This is a genomic window from Xenorhabdus cabanillasii (assembly GCF_003386665.1).
Taxonomy (GTDB): Bacteria; Pseudomonadota; Gammaproteobacteria; order Enterobacterales; family Enterobacteriaceae; genus Xenorhabdus; species Xenorhabdus cabanillasii.
Map to the genome: position 1 here is coordinate 3,617,929 of NZ_QTUB01000001.1, position 24,661 is coordinate 3,642,589.

A 24,661-nucleotide genomic window follows, 5' to 3' on the forward strand; every position below is an offset into this window, starting at 1 on the left:
AGACCTTATTTAGAATAGGGTTAGTTGTGATCCAGCCCAAGGCTGTCCCGCAAGAGATTCAGGCGCTCAAAATCGCCATTGCTGGCAGCCTGTTGGAGTGATTTAGTCGGTATATGGATCAGACGATTCGTCAATTGGTGAGTCAATTGGTTGATGACCTGCTCTGCGTCAGCACCTTGCCGTATGGATATTAATGCTTTCGCAGTCATTTCAGCCCTGATTTTTTCTGCCTGTTCCCGATATTCGCGAATTGTATTGACTGCTCCCTGGGAACGCAACCAATCCATAAAATGAGTGCTCTCTTGTTGCACAATTCCTTCAGCAATTACAGCAGCCGCTTTGCGCTGGGCAAGATTTTGCTGAATGATAGCCTGTAAGTCATCAACACTGTACAGGTAAACGTCACTCAATTTCTCAATATCCGGTTCAATATCACGGGGAACAGCAATATCAACCAGCAGCATAGGTTGATTACGGCGTAATTTTAATGCCCGTTCAACCATACCTTTGCCGATAATCGGCAAAGGACTGGCAGTAGAACTGATCACAATATCAGCTTCTGCCAGACGGGTATCAATTTCTGGCAGAGAAATAACTTCAGCATTAACCTTATTAGCCAGTGCGTGTGCCCGTTCCTTCGTGCGGTTGGCAATTATTATACGATTTACCTGATGTTCCTTAAGATGGCGTGCCACAAGCTCAATAGTTTCTCCTGCCCCCACCAGCAGAATATTTAATTGAGAAAGGGATTCGAAAATCTGCCGTGCGAGTGTACAGGCTGCGAAGGCAACAGAAACTGCATTAGCTCCAATCTCTGTTTCGGTTCTCACTCGTTTAGCAACAGAAAACGATTTTTGGAACAGACGCTCCAACTCTCCTGACAAGGATTGGTAATTTTGTGACTCGGCAAAAGCTTTTTTCACCTGTCCTAAAATCTGCGGCTCCCCAAGCACCAATGAGTCCAGGCCGCTGGCAACTCTCATTAAATGGCTGACCGCTTCACTATCAAGATGCCAGTAAAGGCTTGTGCTAAGCTCTTCAGAATTAAGTTGATGGTATTCACATAACCAATCAATCAATTGCTCTTTTAGATTATCCTGCTGCTCAACACTGAGATAGAGTTCTGTGCGATTGCAGGTTGACAACACAACACCACCCCGCACCAACGGTTGCTGGAGCAGGTTATCAAGCGCAAGCCCTATCGTATCTGGAGAAAAGGCTACCCGCTCACGTAAGGAAACAGGCGCTGTTTTATGATTAATACCGAGTGCTAATAAAGTCATCTTAACTGCGTTGAGTTATCATGAGCATGAGTCCATGACAATATTAATAATCATTCTCATAAACCTATACCCTTCATAAGGACTCTCATTGGTCGAGCATTCTACTTGATGCGACAATTCAATAAAAGTCAATCGAACAGTCCCACTGTAATTATTCGAGAAATTTTGGCAAAACTTCGCTAAATTATTCCCTTGATTATAGACTTTGATGGCACATTGTTCGCCACCAGACCATTTTGCCTGTCTGCCAAAGGTTACTGTATGAAAATAGCATTATTTTTTCGTTTACTTCCCCTCTCCGCTGTTTTGCTGACGGCCTGTACCGTTACGCAAGCACCGGTCGGAACAGGGTCAGCAAATTCTCCGCAATGGAATGATCGCAAACAACAACTGCAAAATTTAAAGCATTATCAGACACGAGGTTCTTTTGCTTACCTGGCAAATGAAAAAAAAGTGTATGCCCGTTTTTTCTGGCAACAATATGCCGTTAATAATTACAAACTACTGCTGCTTAATCCATTAGGGACAACCGAGTTGGAATTATTTGTCCAACCAAATATGATCCAGCTTACTGATAATGAAGGAAAGAAATATATCAGTGATAATCCTGAAGAATTGATCTATCAACTCACCCATATGAACATCCCTTTAAATAATCTGAAAAACTGGATTATCGGCCTGCCCGGAAATGCCAAAAATTTCCAGCTAGATAAAAACTATCTGCTCAAATCCATAAGCGATAGCGCAAATAATGAAGTCTGGCAAATAAATTACCAGGGATACGACACTTCAATCACTCCCGCGTTGCCAAATCGACTGGAGCTCATTCAGGGCAATAACCGTATCAAATTAAAAATGGATAACTGGACTACCCAATAATGACTTTGATCTGGCCTTCCCCGGCAAAATTAAATTTATTTTTATATATCACCGGACAACGCCCTGACGGTTACCACGAACTGCAAACACTGTTTCAGTTTCTGGACTACGGTGATGAAATTACAATTACTCCCCGTCAGGATAACCAAATTCGCCTGCTGACTGCTGTTGAAGGCGTAGCACATGACGATAACCTGATCGTGCGTGCTGCCCGTTTATTACAAAGCCATTTATTACAAGACAATAACAAACCCCCAATTGCCACCCCATATCTGGGAGCAGACATCCATATGAATAAACGCCTGCCAATGGGCGGTGGACTGGGTGGAGGTTCTTCCAATGCAGCAACCGTACTTATCGCCCTGAATTACCACTGGCAAGCCAATTTATCTGATAATGAACTGGCACAACTTGGCCTCAAACTGGGAGCAGATGTTCCGGTATTTATCAAAGGCCACGCCGCTTTTGCAGAAGGTATCGGGGAAAAACTTCAACCCGCCTTTCCGGAAGAGAAATGGTTTCTGGTTGCCCATCCTGGAATTGAGATCTCAACCCCGGCAATCTTCACAGATCCTGAATTAAAAAGAAATTCTCCGATCCGCACTTTATCCGCATTATTACAGGCACCATTCAAAAATGATTGTGAACCAATCGCAAGAAAACGTTTTCGTGAGGTTGAACAGCTTCTTTCATGGCTGTTAGAATACACCCCGTCACGCCTGACCGGAACTGGTGCATGTATTTTCGGCGAGTTCGAATCAGAAGCATCAGCCCGTAAGGTGTTTAATCAAGCCCCAGAGTGGATGCAGGGCTTTGTTGCGCGTGGCGTTAACATTTCACCATTGCATACATTCCGCTCTGGGATAAAAACATATTATTGAACCAATGAATAATTATACCCAACAGATTTCGAGTTACATCGCGGCGGAAAGAGAACAAATCCCCAGGAACATAGATAACTATGTGACCGGGGTGAGTGAACGCAGCCAACAAAGAGGCAACTTGAAAGATAAAGGTAATGTTCAATTGGTCAACAATATCTCTCTGGACGCAAGCCTGAGGTTTTTCTCGTGCCCGATATGAAGCTTTTTGCTGGTAATGCCACCCCTGAACTAGCACAACGTGTTGCCAACCGTCTGTACACAAGCCTGGGAGACGCTGCTGTCGGTCGTTTTAGCGACGGTGAAGTCAGTGTTCAAATCAACGAAAATGTACGCGGTGGCGATGTATTCATCATCCAGTCCACTTGTGCACCAACCAACGATAACCTAATGGAATTGGTCGTTATGGTCGACGCACTGCGTCGCGCTTCTGCCGGACGTATTACCGCTGTAATTCCTTACTTCGGTTATGCCCGTCAGGATCGCCGTGTTCGTTCAGCGCGTGTACCTATCACTGCCAAAGTCGTTGCGGACTTTTTGTCCAGCGTTGGTGTAGACCGTGTTCTCACGGTTGACCTGCACGCCGAGCAGATCCAAGGCTTCTTTGATGTTCCGGTTGATAATGTATTTGGTAGCCCAATTCTTCTGGAAGATATGCTCCAGAAAGATTTGAAAAACCCGATTGTTGTATCTCCAGACATTGGTGGTGTCGTTCGCGCCCGTGCTATTGCTAAGCTGTTGAATGATACCGATATGGCTATTATTGATAAACGCCGCCCACGTGCGAACGTTTCTCAAGTTATGCACATCATTGGTGATGTCGCTGGCCGTGACTGTATTCTGGTTGATGACATGATCGACACAGGTGGCACGCTGTGTAAGGCTGCTGAGGCATTGAAAGAGCGCGGAGCGAAGCGGGTGTTTGCTTATGCAACCCACCCTATTTTCTCTGGTAATGCTGTAGAAAACATCAAGAACTCAATGATAGATGAATTCATTGTCTGTGACACAATTCCTCTGTCTGCTGAGGTCAAGGCGTTGAACAAAGTTCGTACTCTGACACTGTCTGGCATGCTTGCTGAAGCAATCCGCCGTATCAGCAATGAAGAGTCAATCTCTGCAATGTTTGAACACTAAGGTACAATGTTGTGCAGATTTTGAGCACAAACTTATACAAGTGATTAAATAAGTCATCGCTGAAAAAACCCGTTAATACATTTGTATTAACGGGTTTTTCTGTTTATTTAACCTACGATCTTAATAATTGCAAATAGCTTTAATTTAAATATGGAATATTTATATCGTAAAAATAATTAGTTATATCAATTAGTTGATTAGTTTTACAAACTTCATATTAAACAAATTAACAACCCGTATAGTAAGAACAGAAAAAAATCAACCTCATGAAAGCTTAATAAATCATCTGGTACGTCCAGTAATTAACATGAGTAACAATACTGGTATGGTGCCGTGGATACTGCTAACCTGTCGGCCATTTTCTGCTACGTCTTGTGAGGTATTGATGGTGAAGAACTGATATCCATTTCCGAAATACCTTTAAGAAAGCATAAATGACAAAAAATAGACAAGTCATACAACAATTATTTTGTTAAATATTTTTCATCAGAAAAGTCAAAATTCTCTAATGAAATTAACTTTAGGTTAAATAATGCCAATATTGATTGCCGCTTTAGTTAAGTTAATGAAATGTCGGAATGTTGTTAACAGGGAATCAATATTTAATCTAGGACCGTTGTTACCAACAAGTTAATAATCTGACCAGCAATATTTCAATTCAAAATATTCAACCAGTCAGTACCTTAGAATCTGACGAAGAAGCGTCGATCGGGCTTTGCCATTAGAAATCGATACGCTGATAAATAATAAAAACTACTTTAAGGAGAATGCTAATGAAAAAGGCATTTTTATTCACACCTGCACTGTTAGCGCTTTCAATCAGCGCCGTTTCTAATGCTTATGCTTATGATAAGGTCTATATTTTTGGAGATAGCCTGAGTGATAGTGGGAATAACGGGCGTTTTACAACAGATGGAAAAAATAAGGATAAATATCCGTGGTTGTATAATGAATACCTTGCTCAGACCCTCACAGGCAAAAAACTGGATCCTTCTAAAGAAAAAGGAACTAATTATGCTGAGGGAGGCGCAACAGCTATTGATGGAATGAATCCAGACAACCCTAAAGCCAGTACTGATTCACAGCTCAAAAAATATTATGATGACTTGAAAACACACAACAAGAGTCTGGATCCCAATGCTATCTATATTCACTGGATAGGCGGTAATGATCTTACTGCGGCTTTGATAGCTGGTCAGAAAAATCCTTCTAATGCACACGGTATTGTGCAAAAAAGTGCAAATGAAGCCGGAGCACAAATCAAATATCTGGCTGATAATGGCGCCGGATTGGTCATCGCACCAACCGTACCTGATGTTGGCACGACGCCTAAGTTGTTAGAAATAGTTTTGGGAACTGGATTAGCAACAAAGCTAACACCAGTGTTAACAGAAAAGATGGAAAAGGAAGGAAAATCACCGGATGAAATCAAAGCCACTATAGAAGCTACTATCAAAAATATTTTGCATGAGGTTCATACAAAAATTAATGAAGCTACTATCCCTAGTGATGACGGCCGTAATCTAGCACTCCAAAAAGTATTTCATGACCTAAGTCAAATGGCTAAAACATATGGGCTAGATCCTGAAAGCGTTGAAAAAGAACTTACAGAGAAATATAAAGAAGCCAGTGCTGGTGCTACTAAGCTTACTAATGATTATAACAATCAGGTAGAAAATGCAATCAACCAAAGTAACGGCAATATTCTGCGTGCTGATGTCAATGGTTTGCTACGTGAAGTCATATCTAATCCAATGATCTATGGTTTCGGCAATAACCTTGGCTATGCTTGTGGTGTAGGCAAAGGGGCCAATGAATGCGAGTCTGAACAAGCAGGCTTTGATAGCAGCAAAGAGTTTATATTCTCTGATAGTTTCCACCCATCACCACTTGCACACAAAATTCTGGGGCAATATATCGAATCCATTTATATCGCTCCATCACAGGTAATGACCCTGAACCAGGTCAACCGTGCCCCGGTTAAAGGTACTCGCGCTTCCCTTGATGGTCATCTTCAACAACTGCGCAGCAGTGGTAATGAACACGGGAAATTTGGCGTTTTCGGTGGCTATAGCGGCAGCCGTAATAACACCTTTACCCTGGGGGGTGATTACCAACTGACCGAAGGTTTGCTACTTGGTGCACTGTATTCCAATGATAAAACCGAGCGTTCCTCTGTTTCTGACTTTGCCTATAACGGGAATGCTCACGTAGTAACCACTTATGCGTTGTGGAATGTCTTCAGCAACGCATGGTTAAGTGGCGATCTCCATCATGCCCGTATTAATTACGATAGCCTGACCCGTAGTATCCAACTTGGTGAAGCGACCCGCAGAGAATCAGGCTCAACCACAGGTAAACAATGGGGTGCCCGTTTTGCCGCAGGTTGGGATATCCCTGTCGCTGGCGTCGTCACCACCAGCCCGATCATCCAGTTCGCCTGGGATAAAGGTGGTGTTAAAGGCTACCGTGAATCCGGTAACAACAGTACTTCCATGCACTTTAGTGACCAGAACTACACATCTAAAGTAGGTACATTAGGCTGGCGTGTAGATACCCAATTGGGTCGTTTCAACCCTTATGCTTCTGTTCAGTTTAATCACCAGTTTGGAGATACTCATTTCAAACTGCGCAGTGCCATTAATTCCACCAAAACATCGTTTGTTATGGATAGTGGCAAACAGAGCAAAAACTGGCGTCAATATACAGTGGGTGCGAACGCTAATCTGTTCGGTAACGTACGTGGCTTCGCTTCCGTAACCCGTAATGAAGGCAGCTCACAAGATCCTAACTACAACTTCAATCTGGGTATCAATGCCAGCTTCTAATATTGTGTCTGTAGTAAAGTGATGTACCTGATAAAACTATCGCAATAACCTGCGTAGCGCTTCAAAAGCGCAAGGAAAATGAAACTTCCTTGCGCTTTTGTATTCCTATCATGCTTTTTTCTCACCGTTCAACCTGCGTATACATACGCCTGCATGGTGTTGACTTTTCGTATACATAGCCAGAAGTAATATCAGATAGAAATTATCAAAAGGATCAGCTCTCAACCAAAGAATAAATAAGACAGGTAGATTCGGGAAAAAATAAATACCTCCTTAATTTGAGGTTCTTAATTCGAGGTTTGGTGCTGACTGAAAAGTAATGGCTACATTGACCGGGGAATTCGAATGAAAAAAGTACTTTTGCGTATACCAGCAACAACAGTATTTTTGGTTAATTTCATTACAAACGCCTATGCTTACGACAATGTCTATGTTTTTGGTGATAGCCTGAGTGACGGGGGAAATTGGGGAAATTATAGTCGTTTTACAACGGACGGAGCCAATAGCGAGTTGTACGATGAGTATATTGCTCATCAACTTACGGGTAAGAAATTAATCCCTTCTAACGAAAAAGGAACTAATTACGCTCAGGGAGGTTCAACGGCCCTACCGATGCCGCGGCAAGATCCTCGATTGGATATTTCCCAGCCAAACACCAAAGAACAACTTGATGATTACCTCAAACAACATAACGGAAAAGCCGACCCAAATGGTATCTACATTCACTGGGTAGGCGGTAACGATCTTGCAGAAGCCTTAGCTGCTGGTCAGAGCAACTTCTCTCTGTCACGTAAAATTATCAATACCAGTGCCAATGCAGCCACAGAACAAATCAATCAACTCGTTAAAGCTGGTGCCGGACTTATTATTGTACCTACTGCTCCCAATGTGGGAATGACACCTGAGTTGTTAGAAATTCTGATTAAAAATAGCTTAGAAAAAATAGGTTCTTCTGAAGAGCAGATTCAAGAAGTTCTGGATAAAGTCCATAAGAAAATTGACCAGTATGATATCCCCAGTGATAAAGCCCGCAAATTTGCCCTTAAAAAAATATTTGAAGAATTAGCTAAAAAAGCCCAGGCGGAATTTGGAATATCCGCTGAAATAATTGAAAAAAAAACTGGCTGAGGCCTATGAAAAAACCAATAAAAACGCCTCAGAGCTTACTGATACTTATAATAAACTGATAGATGATAAAATCAGCCAGAATAATGGCAATATCCTGCGTGCAGATGTCAATGCTCTGATACGTGAAGTGATGGAAAATCCCTATATTTATGGCATTCAAAATACGTTAGGTTATGCCTGTCCTCATGGAAAATTAGCCAGTTCTTGTTCTTCTAAAGATAAAGAATTTAATAAAGACAGAGAGTTTTTATTCTCCGATAGTTTCCATCCGACACCATTAGGGCATCAGGTTATTGGCCAGTACATTAGCTCTATTTATATAGCCCCATACCTTGTGATGTCACTGACTCAAGTTAACCGACTCGCGGTTAAAGGTGTTCGAGCTTCCCTTGATGGTCACCTGCAACAACTTCGCAACGGAGGTAATCCACAGGGGAAAATTGGTGTTTTTGGTGGTTATTCAAGCAGTGATAACCATGTCCTTACATTGGGTAGTGATTACCAGCTAACAAATAACCTGTTACTGGGCGCAATATATTCTAACTACCAAGATGAACGTACCTTCGCCTCCGGGTTCACCTATGAGGGGCTTGGTCATGTTGTGACTACTTATGGCTTATGGAATCTCTATAACAATGCGTGGTTAAGTGGCGATCTCCATTATTCACGAATAAATTACGATAGCCTGATCCGTAGTATTCAACTTGGCAAAGCGACCCGCAGAGAATCAGGCTCAACCACAGGTAAACAATGGGGTACTCGCCTTACGGCTGGTTGGGATATTCCTGTCACCAAGGTCATCAGCACCAGTCCGATTATCCAGTACACCTGGGATAAAGGTAATATAAAAGGTTACCGTGAATCCGGTAACAACAGCACCTCCATGCACTTTTCTGATCAGAAATACACCTCCAAAGTAGGCTCTGTCGGCTGGCGTGTAGATACTCAGTTAGGCCGTTTCAACCCGTATGCTTCTGTTCAGTTTAATCACCAGTTCGGAGATACCCATTTCAAACTGCGCAGCGCCATTAATTCCACCAAAACATCGTTTGTTGTGGATAGCGGTAAACAGAGTAAAAACTGGCGTCAATATACAGTGGGTATCAATGCTGAATTTTTTAAAAATTTACATGGGATTGTTTCCGTAACACGCAACGAGGGAAGTGCCCAGGAGCCTGATTACAATTTCAGCCTGGGTATTAATGCAAGCTTTTAACGATAGTTGTATGTATACCTTTTGCCTTTCAAGTTGCAGCCAGCAAGACTGCAACTTGAAATCTATTGGGTGTATGATAAAAATCTACAGTGCAGAGAGCTGATTCGATTGATCATCTATATTATAAATCGAGTCAGTTAAAAAGTGAGGTATTCGTTTCATATTATGTGTTTGTTATATCGTGTGTTACGTCAAAATCGGCAACATCTAAAAAAAATAACGTAATAAGAATTATGAATGTTTATGTTGTTTTTTACGGCGATAACGCTCATCATAATTCTTCAACCACCAATACTTATCGCTGACCTGCTCCCGTCCCCCGAGACTGGCTCCCCCTAGCCAAATCAATGCACCAACAAATAACCCCATTAGTGCGATTCCTGCCAAAAATTCAGATTCACTAAAACTGAATATGTGGCTGAGCAAGACATAGGCTAAACTGATAAGCATTGCTATCATGCCTAATCCCATAAAAATATTACCCAGAATAAAGGCTTTTTTACGTTTCATAACCAACCTCCAATACTTTTTGTGAACGTAGTTTGTGAACGCAATTTGTCAACAAACGAACTCAAAAGCACGAAAGCAGATACCTCCTTTTAGACATTATAGCCATAATATCTGAAAGGTTATTGCGCTGGCGATCACAAGCTGTACGATTTTCAACTTATTTTCCCTTTATTATCTAATATCATAATGAGTTTTGTACTCAAGCCTTCCGGCAGGTAAACTAAGCCTCTTTTTTTAATACCTTAATGCCAATAAGCGAAATCAAACTGTGAGTAACATAAAATTAATCGTTGGTCTGGCAAACCCCGGGGCTGAATATGCACAGACCCGACATAATGCAGGAGCATGGTTTGTCGATTTATTAGCACAACGTCATAATCAACCCTTAAAAGAAGAGAGTAAATTTTTTGGTTATACCGCTCGTATCTATATGAATGGGCAAGATGTCCGTCTGCTTGTGCCAACGACATTCATGAACCTCAGTGGCAAATCTGTTCTTGCTTTGAGCGGGTTCTACCGCATCCAGCCAGATGAAATTCTGGTTGCACACGATGAGCTTGATCTTCCCCCCGGTGTCGCAAAAATGAAGCTAGGTGGCAGCAATGGCGGGCATAACGGCCTGAAAGATATCCAGAGCAAATTTGGCAACAATCCTAATTTTCATCGTCTGCGTATTGGCATCGGCCATCCGGGTGATAAAAACAAAGTGGTGGGATTTGTTCTCGGCAAGCCCCCCGCCAATGAACAGAAACTGATTGATGATGCTATTGCTGAAGCTCTCAACTGCACTGACATTCTTATGAAAGATGGTATGAATAAAGCCATTAACCGCCTGCACGCTTTTAAAGCCAGCGCTTAACAGGCCCGCTGGGAGTAGTGCGTGGCGCGTCAGACTATTGCGTGTATAATAACGCCAATTTTTTATAACTCACCGACAGACTATTTTCTGTCGGTTTATACGTGATCAAAGGTGATAAATCTATGGGATTCAAATGCGGTATCGTTGGCCTGCCTAACGTTGGGAAATCTACATTATTTAATGCGCTGACCAAAGCAGGTATCGAAGCAGCAAACTTCCCTTTCTGCACTATCGAGCCAAACACTGGTGTTGTACCAATGCCGGATCCACGTCTCGACCAGCTGGCTGAAATCGTAAAACCACAACGCATCCTCCCAACCACAATGGAATTCGTAGATATTGCTGGTCTGGTAAAAGGTGCTTCAAAAGGCGAAGGTCTGGGTAACCAGTTCCTGACTAACATTCGCGAAACGGAAGCGATCGGTCATGTTGTACGCTGCTTCGATAACGACAATATCGTTCACGTTTCCGGTCAGGTTGATCCCGCTGCTGATATTGAAGTCATCAACACCGAGCTGGCATTGTCAGATCTGGATACTTGCGAACGTGCTATCCAGCGCGTTCAGAAGAAAGCTAAAGGTGGTGATAAAGATGCTAAAGCTGAATTAGAAGTGCTGGAGAAGTGTCTTCCTCATCTTGAGCAAGCGGGTATGTTACGCTCTTTAAATCTGAGCGTGGAAGAAAAAGCGGTAATTCGCTATCTGAGTTTCCTGACCTTGAAACCAACTATGTACATTGCCAACGTTAATGAAGATGGTTTTGAAAACAACCCGCATCTTGATACCGTTCGCGCTATTGCAGAACAAGAAGGCTCTGTGGTTGTTCCGGTTTGCGCAGCTATTGAAGCGGATATCGCAGAACTGGAAGATGCAGACCGTGAAGAATTCATGGCAGAGCTGGGGCTGGAAGAACCTGGTTTGAACCGCGTTATTCGTGCCGGATATCAGTTGCTGAACCTGCAAACCTATTTCACAGCAGGGGTAAAAGAAGTGCGTGCATGGACAATCCCGGTCGGTGCAACGGCTCCACAGGCTGCGGGTAAAATCCACACTGACTTTGAAAAAGGCTTTATCCGCGCCCAAACGATTTCCTTTGAAGATTTTATCACTTACAAAGGTGAACAAGGCGCAAAAGAAGCAGGCAAAATGCGTGCTGAAGGAAAAGATTATATTGTTAAAGATGGCGATGTAATGAATTTCTTGTTCAACGTCTGATCTACGAATAAATTTGCTTATCTTGTTCGATACTAATCGATGAGATTTATGCTTAAAATCCGCGTGATGACGCGGATTTTTCTTTTATAAGCCCTCCAAATACCGTAATAATCCCGCCTGTTCTTAATATTCCAAGACGAAATTTTGAAAACCCATATTAAGAAATTTTATTAATTGTTTAAATAATATTCAGGTTAACTATATTACAGTAATATTGCATTAAGCAGGACAAATCTACCAACATCACACTGATAAATTGATATTTTCAGCTATTCCTCAAACCATAATCACTAAACAAAGCATGAAGATTAATTACATATGACTGCTATGAATAAGTTATTTAGGCAAGAGGCCTTAGATAACCAAAAATCCAAATGGACGGGAAAAGCACTATTGATAGCAAAAATTCCGGCATGGGTTATTTGTATTTTTTCATTAACTTTTTTAACTGTTTTATTTATATTTATTACTTTTGGAAGTTATACAAGAAGAATTAGTGTTTATGGTGAAGTTATAACTAATCCTCATCCAATAAATATTTTATCTTCTCAACAAGGATTTATTTCAAAAGCATTTGTCAAAACAGGAGACATAATAAAAAAAGGCCAGAAAATTTATCAGGTAGATTTTAGCCAAATTACGGAGTCCGGCAAAATCAGCACTAATACACAGAACTCCCTCAAAAATCAATTAATACAAGTCAATAATATTATTCAGAACCTGCAATATAATAAACGTATCACTTTAGAAAGCCTTGAAGAACAAAAAAGACAGTATGAGTTATCCCACGAGAAAGATAGGATTGTAGTTGAAAATGCACGCCAGGGTGTTGAATTTTCAAAAGAAAATATGAAAAACTACAAGAACTATCAGAAACGGGGTCTTATTACTAAAGATCAATTTAATAACTATGGATACTCTTATTACCAGCAACAAAATACATACCAAAATCTATACAGTCAATATATCAGCGATTCATTAAAGATCACCAGTCTGAATAGTGATATTATTCTCAAAAAAGCGGATTTTGATAAACAAATTTCACAATACAAAATTCAGCAAGATGATCTACAGCGGCAACTAGCCGAAATGGCGGCCAGTGGCTCCCTGTTCATCACCTCCCCTATTGATGGGCGTATTGAATCACTTGGATTTACCGTAGGGCAAATGGTCATTACAAATGATAATTTGGCACAGGTGATCCCAAATGATGTAAAACCGACTTATTATTTAATCCTGTGGGTTCCTAATAACAGTTTACCCTACATTACAAAAGGTGATGCAATTAATATACGTTATGATGCCTTCCCATTTGAAAAATTCGGTCAGTTTTCAGGGCATATCAATAACATTTCATATGTTCCGGCTTCCTCTCAAGAAATGTCTCACTATAAAAGCTCACCGATAAATAAGGTTGGAGAAAAAGCCGAATCTTATTATAAGGTGTTAGTAAGTCTGGATAAGAATCAGTTCAGTTATAACGGAAAAAATTTATATTTATCTAATGGCATGAAAGCCCAGTCTACTTTCTTCCTTGAAAAAAGACCTCTTTATCAATGGATGTTCTCACCATTCTATGATATGAAAAAAACATTAACAGGCCCTAGCAATGAATAAAGCATCTTTTGACGTCATTACCGAAAAATTAAATTTAGGATTCAGAAGAAGAATCCCCAAGATTTTGCAAACTGAAGCAGCCGAATGTGGATTAGCAAGTTTAGCAATGGTATTTCATTATCATGGATTACAAATCGATTTATCCAGTTTACGCAGTCAGTTTGGAATTTCTACACGAGGAGCGACACTCCCTGTATTGATTAGCATAGCGACTGCGCTCAAATTTAAAACCAGGGCTGTGTCGTTAGATCTTGATGAACTTCATGCATTAAAAACCCCCTGTGTTTTACATTGGGATATGAATCATTTTGTTGTCTTGGTAAGTGTGAAAAAAAATAAAATTACTATCCATGATCCAGCATTTGGGCAACGGGTAATGAGTACTCAGGAATTTTCCAAACACTTTACGGGTATTGCACTGGAATTATGGCCGGGTAATGATTTTACTCCTGTAAAAAAACAAAATAGATTACGTATTATCTCCTTGTTAAATAATATTCAAGGAATTAAATCTGCACTGGGGAAAATTTTCTTCTTATCTGTTGTCATAGAGGCTATTAATATACTGCTCCCAGTGGGGACACAATTAGTTATGGATCATGTTATCGTTGCTCAAGATCATAACCTTTTAACTATTATTTGCTGTGGCTTGCTCTTCTTTATCTTATTTAGAGTCAGTGTGTCAACGTTACGCAGCTGGATATCCATTACTATGGAAGCATTCGTTGATGTACAGTGGAAATCAGGTGTATTCGACCATTTAATGAAATTACCTTTAGCTTACTTTGAAAAACGTAAGTTAGGTGATATTCAGTCACGCTTTGGTTCACTAAATATTATTCGCACAACCTTTACCCAAAATATTGTTAATGGAATTATTGACACCATTATGCTGATCAGCGTCTTTGTTATGATGTTGCTTTACGGTAACTGGCTGGTTTGGATTGTATCAGGGTTCACCATTATTTATATAGTAGTCAGATTTCTGACTTATCAATATTACAGACAGCTTTCTGAAGAACAGATCGTTAAAGAAGCCAGAGCAAACTCCCATTTTATGGAAACGTTATACAGTATTAATACCTTAAAGGCGTTGGGATTATGTGAAACCCGGGCAAAATCCTGGTTAAACCTGAATATTGATACCCTGAACTCAAATACTAAACTCAATAAGATAAGTTCAATTTTTAATATCATTAATGTTTTTATTACTACTTGTGAACAAATTATCATCCTGTGGTTAGGTGCATCATTAGTGATAGACAACCAAATGACTCTCGGGATGTTTGTTGCTTTTAACGCTTACCGGGGACAATTTGCGGATAGAGCAAGTAATTTGATCGATATGGCAATTAAATTGCGCATGTTAAATTTACATAATGAGAGAATTGCCGATATCGTCCTCTCTGAACCAGAAAGAGAAGCCCCTGCGCGGGAAATCGGCGTTTCAGGGCAACCTGTTGATTTGACAGTTCATGATTTACATTATCAATATGATAGCTTATCAAAACCTGTAATATCCGGCTTTAATCTTAATGTCAAAGCGGGAGAAAGTGTGGCCATTATTGGCCCATCTGGGGCTGGAAAAACAACACTCATGAAATTAATGAGTGGCTTATTAGAACCCGATAAAGGCACTATTTTAATGAACGGGCTTGATATTAATGTCATTGGTCTAAATAACTACCGGAAGTGTATCGCCTGTGTTTTGCAAGATGATAAATTACTTTCCGGCTCTATCGCTGAAAATATATCCGGCTTTGATCCTTCACCCGATATCGAACTTATACAAGAATGTGCTAAACGTTGCAGTATTCATGATGATATTTTATTGATGCCAATGGGGTATGAAACACTGATTGGTGAATTAGGCAATGGATTATCTGGCGGGCAAATACAAAGGTTATTGATAGCCAGAGCGCTTTATCGTCGCCCAAGTATTTTATTTATGGATGAAGCAACCAGCCATCTGGATTTAACTAATGAAGCATATATTAATGAATCAATCTCTGCATTGAATATTACCAGAATTATTATTGCCCATAGACCATCAACAATTAAATCTGCCGAGCGTGTTATCTCCATATCATAGATTTAATTCATTTTTTTCAATTTATTTTCTTCTATATTTTTAAACATACAGTAAATATTTTTAGGAAAATCATTAGCCATTCTAATAGAGTGGCTAATGATTCATATTATATTTAAAATTGATGTTCAAAACTTATCTGAATTAGTTATCACATACTGGTTCGAGATATGGGGGAATAATTGGCCATGCTGGGCGAATGGCATATGGTATATCTTCAATTACATGCTTTGCGTATTCTTCAATTTCTTTCAAGAATACAGAACCAGCACCTGAGACCTGCCCTAGTTCAATAGTTGTTAACTCTTTCATATATCACCTCATTATCTAATTATTGATTGCAATTGATATTAACTTTTTAGTACATTAATTAAAAAATCACATAAAATTCATATTATTCTATTTTATGAGTATGTACTCTGAAATTTGGAAGTTATTTATCACCAATACTATCAATTACATCGCAGCCAAAATTTCCTAAAGCATCTGCTTCACCTTTAATCAATCCGCCTAAATCTTTCGAAATATAGCCTTCATTAGCCAGAAAGTCAGTGGTATCACTAACTACTTTCTCAAAAAGGTGAATACCGGCTTTTACAGTTTTACGCCAGTCAAAAGTACCACCCGCAACCTGCTCTAATTCAATAATTGTTAACTCTTTCATATATCACCTCATTACTTAACTTATTAATATCATCATTAATTTATCTAAATTAGAACCATAATACATAAATAGATAATTGTTTGAATTATGGCTCCAGAAAAATTAAAATAATTATAAAATGAGACAAAGAAATTCAAAAAATAACTCTAAAGTCATTGAATAGAATCTTTCTGTGATTCAGATCAAATTTATATTTTTCTGGAGCCAGCTTTCTGCGCTTCTCCGATATCACCATAAATTATTTGTTCTTAACTTTTATTAAACAACCAACCATTTATCACATACTATTTTTGGAGTAGTGACTATCTTTTCAATAAGAAACTATTTTCATCCTTAATAGATAAAAAAAATTGATAATACATTAAAAATACTTATTTATTTGGCCACTTTCAATTTATCAACCATGACATACTATTATCTGAGAATTAATATAAATCACATTAACCTGAATATAGTCTTACTATTATTTTCCCACAGATAAATCATCAATAATTTTTAACAAAATTCATACAGAACAGATGGTTCTCATTCTTAGCTTGATCTGATCAATACAGAAGGCAAGAACCCTGTACTCCAGAGGGATATATATACCGTTCAGCTGCACCCAACTACTTGCGCCCAACGATGATATGATTATGCTGTTCACACTACATTAATTAGCGATTCTGGAGAGGCAAACAAACTATGCAGAATTCTCTTGACAGACTGAATCACAATGAAACAGAAAAGACGACTCCTCACGATAGTTATTCGGACACACAGGAATGGCAAGAACTATTCGACCAATTTACCACCAATATCGGTGAAAAAGCGTTGTCTGAACTGGAAGAGAAGATTGCAGATGATCCTATAGGTTATTGTTGCCGTGAGCTAAACAAACCAGTGCATGAATTAGCAGAACTGGAGAGAAAGTTCTCTTCAGTATTCATACCAGAAATGCCTGTCGATACCAAAAAATATATCCAAAATTTGAATGAAGATGTTCTTAACCAAGTGATGCCTGTGTCATCCCCCACTTTTGTTGGTCATATGACATCAGCCCTGCCCAGACATTTACCTGCGCTTGGCAAAATATTGACTGCCCTGAACCAAAATTTAGTCAAACTGGAAACATCACATGTTCTGACCGTACTGGAGCGCCAGGTATCGGGTATGATGCACAAACTGGTATACGGTTGTGATGAAAATTTTTATAAACAATGGCTGCACAGCGGTGATTATGCTCTGGCAGCCTTCTGTTCTGGCGGAACATTGGCTAATCTGACAGCCATGTGGACATGCCGAAACCTGCTCATGCCAGCCGACGAAAATTTTGCTGGTCTCAAGCGTGAGGGACTGGCCAGAGGCTTACTTCATTACGGTTATAATGGAGTGGCGATTTTGGTATCAGAACTAGGCCACTATTCGCTGAAAAAAGCTGTGGATGTGCTCGGACTTGGACAAGATGCACTAATCAGTGTTGATGCCGACAGGAACGGACAGATCTGCATTGATTCCCTGTACTCGCACCTGAAAAATCTGCGTCAGCGCAATATCAAGCCCATGGCAATTGTCGGAATAGCCGGAACAACCGAGACCGGCTCAATCGATCCGCTGGATGTGCTGGCAGATATCGCCGAACGCGAGCAGTGTCACTTCCATGTTGATGCTGCCTGGGGAGGCGCGAGCTTATTGTCAGAACGCTATCGGCATTTATTCAAAGGCATTGAGCGCGCTGATACTGTGACAATTGACGCTCATAAACAAATGTACGTTCCTATGGGAACAGGCATGGTACTGTTCCGCCAGCCTACTCTGACTGATTCTATTGCCCAACATGCCAATTATATTGTACGTAAAGGTTCAAAAGATTTAGGCCGCCACACTCTGGAAGGTTCACGCAGTGCGATGTCGCTTATGTTGCACAGTAACCTGCACCTGCTTGGCCGGCAGGGTTTTGCCCAATTAATAGATAGAAGTATCGAGAAGGCCCTGCAATTTGCAGACATTATCCGCCAGCAGGAAGATTTTGAGTTAGTCAGCGAACCACAACTTTGTCTGCTTACTTACCGATATATACCGCCAATGGCATTGACGGCACTACGCAACGCCCCTGAATCTGTGCGGGAAAAACTACACGATACACTTAATGTACTGAACCAAAATATCCAGTCTATGCAGTGGACTACCGGAAAGTTTTTTGTCTCACGCACCAGTCTCAGGCCTGTACAATGGGATCGACAACCAACAACTGTTTTGCGTGTTGTACTGGCAAATCCATTGACGACTTTGGAAATACTTGAGTGCATGCTGGAAGATCAACGCAAACTGGCACAGCAAAGTCCGTTATGGCAAACCTTACAGAATTTAATCAATTGAGATAACTTAATATCTGCTTCATCTTTCAAGTTGCAATTCGAACTCTATTGGGCATACACCCAATAGAGCTTCTGGGATAGTATGTATAAAAAAACAAATCGGAACAGTCATTACAGAATTAAATGAATCTGCCGCCTAAATAATACAAAACATTATTTAACCGCTTCAGCGATTAAATAAATAATATTTAAAACCAAACCTTTTAATTCAAATAAATATTTATAATGCCAGATCACTTTCGTACTCTTTGCTGTGCAAGGAGTAACAAAGTGCAACTAACAAAGCATGTTAATGGAATGATATAGAATTGCATAAAAGTACACCTACGTTACTACCTGATTACTTAGGGAATCATTTATGCGCCTTTATTCCACAATTACAAATAAACTCTATCAATTAATGAAAAAAATAACACACATCGGTTAATGTAATATCTATTACATCCTATTACATATGAATTGTGACTTTTATCACGATTTAACCTCATTCATATTTATGTTTATAAATCTTCCTTGATATTTCACCAGAAAAAAATAACCATGTTGAGTCTCATTGGCCAGTATATATTTTTTATATTACTCATAATTTCCTATAATGGTTTATTTTTATGACACTAATAGCTTATCTCTATCGTCAATCCTGGATATTGCTGTTTTTATCAACAATATTTGCATTAATCAGCGGGTTTGCTGGTGCATCAGTAGTAGGAATGATTAGCCAGGGAATTACAGGTGCAGCTAATCTCTCAACATTTATCTGGAACTTTTTTGGTATCTGTATTCTTTTTTTTATTACTAAAACTTTATCAGAAATTCTGCTTTCACATTTAACTCAGGCAACGATTTATTCCCTGCGACTGAGTCTGAGTAATAAAATATTACGGGCACCTTTTAAGAAGCTGAACAATATCGGGAAACATGGCCTGTTGGCTGTTCTGACCAAAGATGTCGATGTGTTTATACACTCTTTTATGTTAGCGCCAACCGTCTTTGGCAATATTACACTTATTATCGCTTGTTTCGGCTACTTAGCCTGGATTTCATGGCAACTCTTTATCATTCTGACTATTGTCTGTCTAATCACAATGTATATCTTCTATTTTTTGGAAAAGCGCCCTATCCGCCTGATGGAAGAAATGCGTGAGCAGGTAGATAAGATATACCTCAGCTTCCAACAGCTAATCGATGGCAGCAAAGAGTTAAAACTCAATAGCCAGAAAGGCAATGCATTTATTGACAGAGTCATTTCTCCCGGCGCGAAAAAAATTCAAAGATATCTGTATTAAAGCAAATAATAACTACGCCTGGGTACTGAATGCCGGCTCGATAGTCTTTTATATTGTCATCGGCTTGATGATTTTTGTTGTACCTATCTGGTTACCCCAAGAGCCTTCTGATTTGATGACAGTCACTCTGATTGTTCTATTTTTATCCGGCCCAATCAGCGAAGTGATCGGTGCAATTCCAGAATTAAGACAAGCCGAAATTTCACTACAAAAAATGAAACGACTGGATAGTCAGTTGGAAGAATCTCTGTATATACAACAAGCTAATACCCCAAACCCATTTGCAAATGAACAACCACTATCACTTGAATTGAGAGATGTTGTTCACCACTACACTACCGATAAAGAAGATCGGGAGTTTAAGCTAGGGCCAATGAGTCTGACTATTTCCCAAGGCGAAATTATTTTTATTGTCGGTGGAAACGGAAGCGGAAAGACAACACTTGCCATGCTGTTAGTCGGTTTGTTCGAACAAGAATCCGGCTCTATCTGGTTTAACGGTGTAAAAATGGATCAGACAAATAATGAACATTATCGCCAATATTTTTCAGCCGTTTTCTCTAATTATCATTTATTTGATCAATTGTTAAATACCGGGGCAAATGTTACCGAAAAAGCAACCCATTATATTGAAGCTTTAAACATGAGCCATAAAGTCAAAATCGTTAACGGACAATTTTCGACAACTGAACTTTCAGCCGGTCAGAGAAAACGCTTAGCCTTAGTGTCTGCTTATCTGGAAGATCGTCCTATTTATCTATTCGATGAATGGGCTGCGGATCAAGACCCTGTATTTAAAAGAATATTCTATACAGAATTACTGCCGGAACTAAAGGCTCGTGGTAAGACCGTTATTGTTATTAGCCATGATGATGCATATTTTGATATTGCAGAACGCATAATTAAGTTGGAAGATGGACACATTAAAGAGATAAACACTAATAGCCATTATTCTGACTGAAAATGATCTAGATCAAAGACAACCTACTTATTATAAATATATCCTCGCCCATTTTGAGAGCCTCGTTAAACAGGCTCTTTTTTTATAGGATATATATTATCATTTAGATTATTATGTAATATAAAATATTCATGCCAATAACACTATTATTACCTATAACAAAATTAGATATAAAAGTAAGGGAATATCACTATGTAAAGTTTTTTCATTTAATATATAATCTAACACCTTAAATACCATAATAAAGACAAAGTACAGCTTATATAAAAAATGAGATTAACTTATAACTTTCCTGTGAAATACCATTCATATCACTGTAATGGTTTTTTTTATTGCGTTGTACTTCCACCGCATTAATTTTCTGCTGGAAAATAAATTTATTGAACTTTATTTAACCAATATTTTTGGACTTAAATTCTGTTCTTATTTTTTTGTTTTATCAGTTCTCAAATTTTTGTTTTTCCATATACCCATAAAAGGGGAGCTATAAAATGAATTATCCTGAGACATTGAAATCATTTGCTTTATCAGAAGCACAAAGCAGCCGTTGGTTTCAATACCAAATTAACCCGGCCCAGAGGGGGCAGAATAATAGTGCGTTTTGTGCCAGAGTTAAAGGTTTAACTGCCGAGAAATTAGAAGACGCACTCAATCATCTGATAAAACGCCACCCCATGTTACGGGCTAGTTTTGGTCAATATGACGGTAAGTTAGGATACCAAATAGCAGAAAATGCCGTAATTAAGATCACAAGACATAATGCCAGGGATCTGAGTGAAGAAACACTACAACAGGTCGTCCGTAATGATTGCTGGCACGCTTTCGATCTGAATAACCCATTGCGTGTTTATGCCAGTTGGTATCAATGTGATGATCAGGAAAGTGTCATGGTATTAACCTTTGACCACCTTGCCGTTGATGGTTGGTCTTATTGGATATTATTGGAAGAACTGGGCAAGCTCTTAACCGAACAAGAATTACCCCCTGCACCAGAACGCAGTTACCAAGACTATGTTATCTGGCAACAGCAATGGCTGAATAGTAACAATGCCAAAAAACAACAACAATTCTGGTGCGATAACCTGAGCGGCCATTTAACAGAATTACAATTACCTGCCAGCAATAAACCGGTAATTAATCAATCTCCCTCAGCAACAGATAAAATTACGGTTCCCGGTAAGCTCTCCGCCACACTGGCCAGAAAACTACTGGTAATGGCGGAAAAATATGGCAATAGCCTGTTTGCAATTTTTCTGGCTGCCTATCAAATTCTGTTACATCGCTACACTGGTCAGGACGATATTTTTATCGGCTCCATCATGCCGGGGCGCAGCCGGGCTCCCTGGGGAAAATTGGTAGGTGAGTTTGTCAACCCAGTAGCCTTACGCGGCCAAATCAATGGCGAAATGACGGTACAGGAACATATCTTACAAGCAGCTAAAACTATTCGTCAGGCCATTGAGAACCAAAAATATCCTTTCCCCAAGATCCTGGAACAAATTAAGGTACAACGGCACGCAGATACTCACCCTGTTTTTCAGACGATTATGACCTTTCAACAACCCAGATATATCAGTAACCTGGTGTCGCTTTGGATGGATCAGAGCAGCAGTACGACTGTGCATTGGGGAGGAGCAGAACTGCGATCTTTCCCATATCCTTATTATGCCGAGATGCCTGTTCCTCTGATGGTCAATGTCATAGAAGTCGATCAACAGATTAATTGCGGTTTTCATTATGATACTAAATTGTTCGATGCTGAGTTAATCACTCAACTCATGAACAATTTTTTCAACTTGCTGACAGCAATGGCAGACGATGAGCAACAGACTATTGACAGCTTACCGTTGATGAATGAATCAGAACGCCAACGAATTCTCTATAATTTTAATGCAACTGACATCTCCTACCCGCAAAACGTTCTGCTTCACCAATTATTCGAACAACAAGTCAACTATGCACCGGCAGCAATTGCACTGATTTGTGATAACCACCAATTGACTTACGAGGAATTAAATCGTCAGGCCAATAAACTCGCACACGCTTTTGTTGCAGCCGGTATTCAGGCAGATAATCGCATCGGTCTCTGCATGGAACGTAGCCCGGAGATGGTCATCGCATTGCTAGGAATATTAAAAGCGGGGGCAGCTTATGTTCCTCTCGATCCAGAATATCCGGCAGATCGTCTCAGGCATATTCTGACCGACAGTGAACCGGCACTTGTCCTGAGCCATCATGGGCTACAAAGTCACTTACCAGACACTAGTGTTCCTTTGTGGATATGGGAAAGCGGAGAATTTCAGGCAACTATCACTGAGCAGCAGGAAGACAATCTCTCTATCACCGATTTGGGGCTGACATCACGTAATTTGGCTTATGTTCTGTATACCTCAGGGTCAACAGGTTTACCTAAAGGGGTAATGAATGAGCATCGTGGTATCGTCAACCGCTTACTCTGGGCTAAAGATGAATATCAATTGAGCCCTAACGATCTCGTATTGCAGAAAACCCCATTCAGTTTCGATGTTTCAGTATGGGAGTTTTTCCTGCCTTTGCTTGCCGGTGCTCAATTAGTTATGGCACGCCCCGGAGGTCACAAAGATCCCCTTTATTTGCTGGAAGAGATTGAATCCAGAGGTATCACAACCCTGCATTTTGTTCCTTCCATGCTGCAAAGTTTCATTCATCTCACTCCGGCAGAACGTTGCCCTTCCTTACGTCAGATTTTGTGTAGTGGAGAAGCCTTACCGTATTCCCTGCAACAACAGTGCTTGTCTCACTTCCCTCATAGTGAGCTGCATAATTTATATGGTCCGACCGAAGCCGCTATTGACGTGACTTCGTGGCGCTGTGGTTCAGAAAAATATGTCGATTTAGTCCCAATTGGTCATCCTATCGCTAATACACAAATCTATATTCTGGATAAACTTGGCCGGCTTGTTCCTATCGGTGTGACCGGGGAGATCCATATTGGTGGTATTGGTGTTGCCCGCGGTTACTTAAATCGCCCTGAACTAACGGCAGAACGTTTTGTTCATGATCCATTCAGTAATCGCCCGGATGCACGGATGTATAAAACGGGAGATTTGGGGCGTTGGTTACCTGATGGCAGCATTGATTATCTGGGCCGTAATGATTTTCAGGTCAAGATACGGGGAAATCGTATTGAGTTGGAAGAAATCGAAACTCGTCTGGCCCAATGCGCTGGTGTTCAGCAAGTTGTCGTTGTTGCACGTGCATATGACTCAGCAGATACAAGGCTGATCGCTTACATCATCCCCCAATCAGGTACTACACTGAATATTCCTGAACTGAGGGAACAATTGGGCAATAGCCTGCCTGATTACATGATCCCTGGCGCATTTGTCATGTTGGATACTTTCCCACTGACATTAAGTGGCAAATTGGATCGCCGCGCTCTACCCATTCCTGATCACCTGTCAGTGATCACACAAGAATATGCAGCACCACAAGGTGAAATTGAAGAACAACTGGCTGATATCTGGCAAACGATATTGAAGATAGATCGTATCGGACGTTATGACAATTTCTTTGAGCTCGGTGGTCACTCACTCTTGGTTCTGCAACTTCAATCAAGAATTAATGAAATCTTTGACGTTGATATTTCTATCCAGCAATTGTTTGCACATCCTTCTATCTGTCAGCTTGAAGAGTGCATTATCAACGCTCAATTACTGCAATTTGACGCAGATTCCCTACAAGATATTTATAAATCAATGGAATAAATCTGG

18 protein-coding genes are annotated in these 24,661 nt (G+C 40.2%); 14 read left to right on the forward strand and 4 right to left on the reverse strand.

Features of this window, described 5'->3' with window-relative positions; translation table 11 throughout:
* Positions 1-20: 20 nt before the first annotated feature.
* Positions 21-1,283, reverse strand: coding sequence for a glutamyl-tRNA reductase (hemA, locus tag BDD26_RS16230; RefSeq protein ID WP_038262696.1), 1,263 nt, complete (start codon positions 1,281-1,283; stop codon positions 21-23).
* A gap of 261 nt (positions 1,284-1,544) precedes the next feature.
* On the opposite strand from hemA, the gene lolB reads away from it, so the two are divergent.
* The 6 genes from lolB (at position 1,545) to BDD26_RS20350 (ending at position 9,352) form a co-directional block, all read left to right on the forward strand.
* Entirely contained in the window at positions 1,545-2,162 is a 618-nt protein-coding gene (lolB, locus tag BDD26_RS16235) for a lipoprotein insertase outer membrane protein LolB (protein WP_038262693.1), read from the forward strand.
* Positions 2,162-3,043 carry a 4-(cytidine 5'-diphospho)-2-C-methyl-D-erythritol kinase gene (gene ispE / locus BDD26_RS16240; RefSeq protein WP_038262690.1) on the forward strand — a complete coding sequence of 294 codons (882 nt, stop codon included), beginning with the start codon at positions 2,162-2,164 and terminating at the stop codon, positions 3,041-3,043. The genes lolB and ispE overlap by 1 nt, the downstream gene beginning before the upstream one ends.
* Before the next feature lie 189 nt (positions 3,044-3,232).
* Positions 3,233-4,180: a ribose-phosphate diphosphokinase gene (prs, locus tag BDD26_RS16250; protein ID WP_038262687.1), complete on the forward strand. Its 948-nt coding sequence runs from the start codon at positions 3,233-3,235 to the stop codon at positions 4,178-4,180.
* Positions 4,181-4,953: 773 nt separating this feature from the next.
* Complete coding sequence (locus BDD26_RS16255) at positions 4,954-7,008, forward strand: autotransporter outer membrane beta-barrel domain-containing protein (protein ID WP_115827126.1); 2,055 nt, start codon at positions 4,954-4,956, stop codon at positions 7,006-7,008.
* A 345-nt stretch (positions 7,009-7,353) separates the two neighbouring features.
* Positions 7,354-8,136 (forward strand): SGNH/GDSL hydrolase family protein, encoded by a 783-nt coding sequence (locus tag BDD26_RS20345; protein WP_280524529.1) that lies wholly within the window; start codon positions 7,354-7,356, stop codon positions 8,134-8,136.
* On the forward strand, positions 8,117-9,352 hold the full coding sequence (locus BDD26_RS20350; RefSeq protein WP_280524530.1) for an autotransporter outer membrane beta-barrel domain-containing protein: 1,236 nt from the start codon (positions 8,117-8,119) through the stop codon (positions 9,350-9,352). The genes BDD26_RS20345 and BDD26_RS20350 overlap by 20 nt, the downstream gene beginning before the upstream one ends.
* Positions 9,353-9,583: 231 nt before the next feature.
* Here BDD26_RS20350 and ychH read toward each other — a convergent pair whose 3' ends face one another.
* Complete coding sequence (ychH, locus tag BDD26_RS16265; RefSeq protein ID WP_038263035.1) at positions 9,584-9,862, reverse strand: stress-induced protein YchH; 279 nt, start codon at positions 9,860-9,862, stop codon at positions 9,584-9,586.
* 268 nt (positions 9,863-10,130) lie between these two features.
* Here ychH and pth point away from each other — a divergent pair, with 268 nt between their 5' ends.
* From pth to BDD26_RS16285, 4 genes are all read left to right on the forward strand, one after another.
* Positions 10,131-10,721 (forward strand): aminoacyl-tRNA hydrolase, encoded by a 591-nt coding sequence (gene pth, locus BDD26_RS16270; protein ID WP_038263032.1) that lies wholly within the window; start codon positions 10,131-10,133, stop codon positions 10,719-10,721.
* 122 nt (positions 10,722-10,843) lie between these two features.
* Positions 10,844-11,935, forward strand: a complete 1,092-nt coding sequence (gene ychF / locus BDD26_RS16275; protein ID WP_038263030.1) for a redox-regulated ATPase YchF — start codon at positions 10,844-10,846, stop codon at positions 11,933-11,935.
* 318 nt (positions 11,936-12,253) lie between these two features.
* Positions 12,254-13,552, forward strand: a complete 1,299-nt coding sequence (locus tag BDD26_RS16280; RefSeq protein ID WP_038263027.1) for an HlyD family secretion protein — start codon at positions 12,254-12,256, stop codon at positions 13,550-13,552.
* A complete protein-coding gene (locus BDD26_RS16285) occupies positions 13,545-15,644 on the forward strand; it encodes a peptidase domain-containing ABC transporter (protein WP_115827127.1) in 2,100 nt (699 codons plus the stop codon). Before BDD26_RS16280 ends, BDD26_RS16285 begins: the two co-directional genes overlap by 8 nt.
* Positions 15,645-15,785: 141 nt before the next feature.
* On the opposite strand, the gene BDD26_RS19620 is transcribed toward BDD26_RS16285, so the two are convergent.
* Together BDD26_RS19620 and BDD26_RS16290 are read right to left on the reverse strand one after the other, a co-directional pair.
* The gene (locus tag BDD26_RS19620; protein ID WP_170140419.1) at positions 15,786-15,953 is read right to left on the reverse strand and encodes a hypothetical protein; all 168 of its coding nucleotides are present in this window, start codon (positions 15,951-15,953) and stop codon (positions 15,786-15,788) included.
* 121 nt (positions 15,954-16,074) lie between these two features.
* On the reverse strand, positions 16,075-16,305 hold the full coding sequence (locus BDD26_RS16290; RefSeq protein ID WP_038263021.1) for a hypothetical protein: 231 nt from the start codon (positions 16,303-16,305) through the stop codon (positions 16,075-16,077).
* 684 nt (positions 16,306-16,989) lie between these two features.
* Here BDD26_RS16290 and panP point away from each other — a divergent pair.
* From panP to BDD26_RS16305, 4 genes are all read left to right on the forward strand, one after another.
* Positions 16,990-18,663, forward strand: coding sequence for a pyridoxal-dependent aspartate 1-decarboxylase PanP (panP, locus tag BDD26_RS16295; RefSeq protein ID WP_115827128.1), 1,674 nt, complete (start codon positions 16,990-16,992; stop codon positions 18,661-18,663).
* 607 nt (positions 18,664-19,270) lie between these two features.
* Positions 19,271-19,948, forward strand: a complete 678-nt coding sequence (locus BDD26_RS20355; RefSeq protein ID WP_244922755.1) for an ABC transporter transmembrane domain-containing protein — start codon at positions 19,271-19,273, stop codon at positions 19,946-19,948.
* On the forward strand, positions 19,896-20,909 hold the full coding sequence (locus BDD26_RS20360; protein ID WP_244922756.1) for a cyclic peptide export ABC transporter: 1,014 nt from the start codon (positions 19,896-19,898) through the stop codon (positions 20,907-20,909). Before BDD26_RS20355 ends, BDD26_RS20360 begins: the two co-directional genes overlap by 53 nt.
* Positions 20,910-21,400: 491 nt before the next feature.
* Positions 21,401-24,655 (forward strand): non-ribosomal peptide synthetase, encoded by a 3,255-nt coding sequence (locus BDD26_RS16305; RefSeq protein WP_115827129.1) that lies wholly within the window; start codon positions 21,401-21,403, stop codon positions 24,653-24,655.
* Positions 24,656-24,661: the final 6 nt, after the last annotated feature.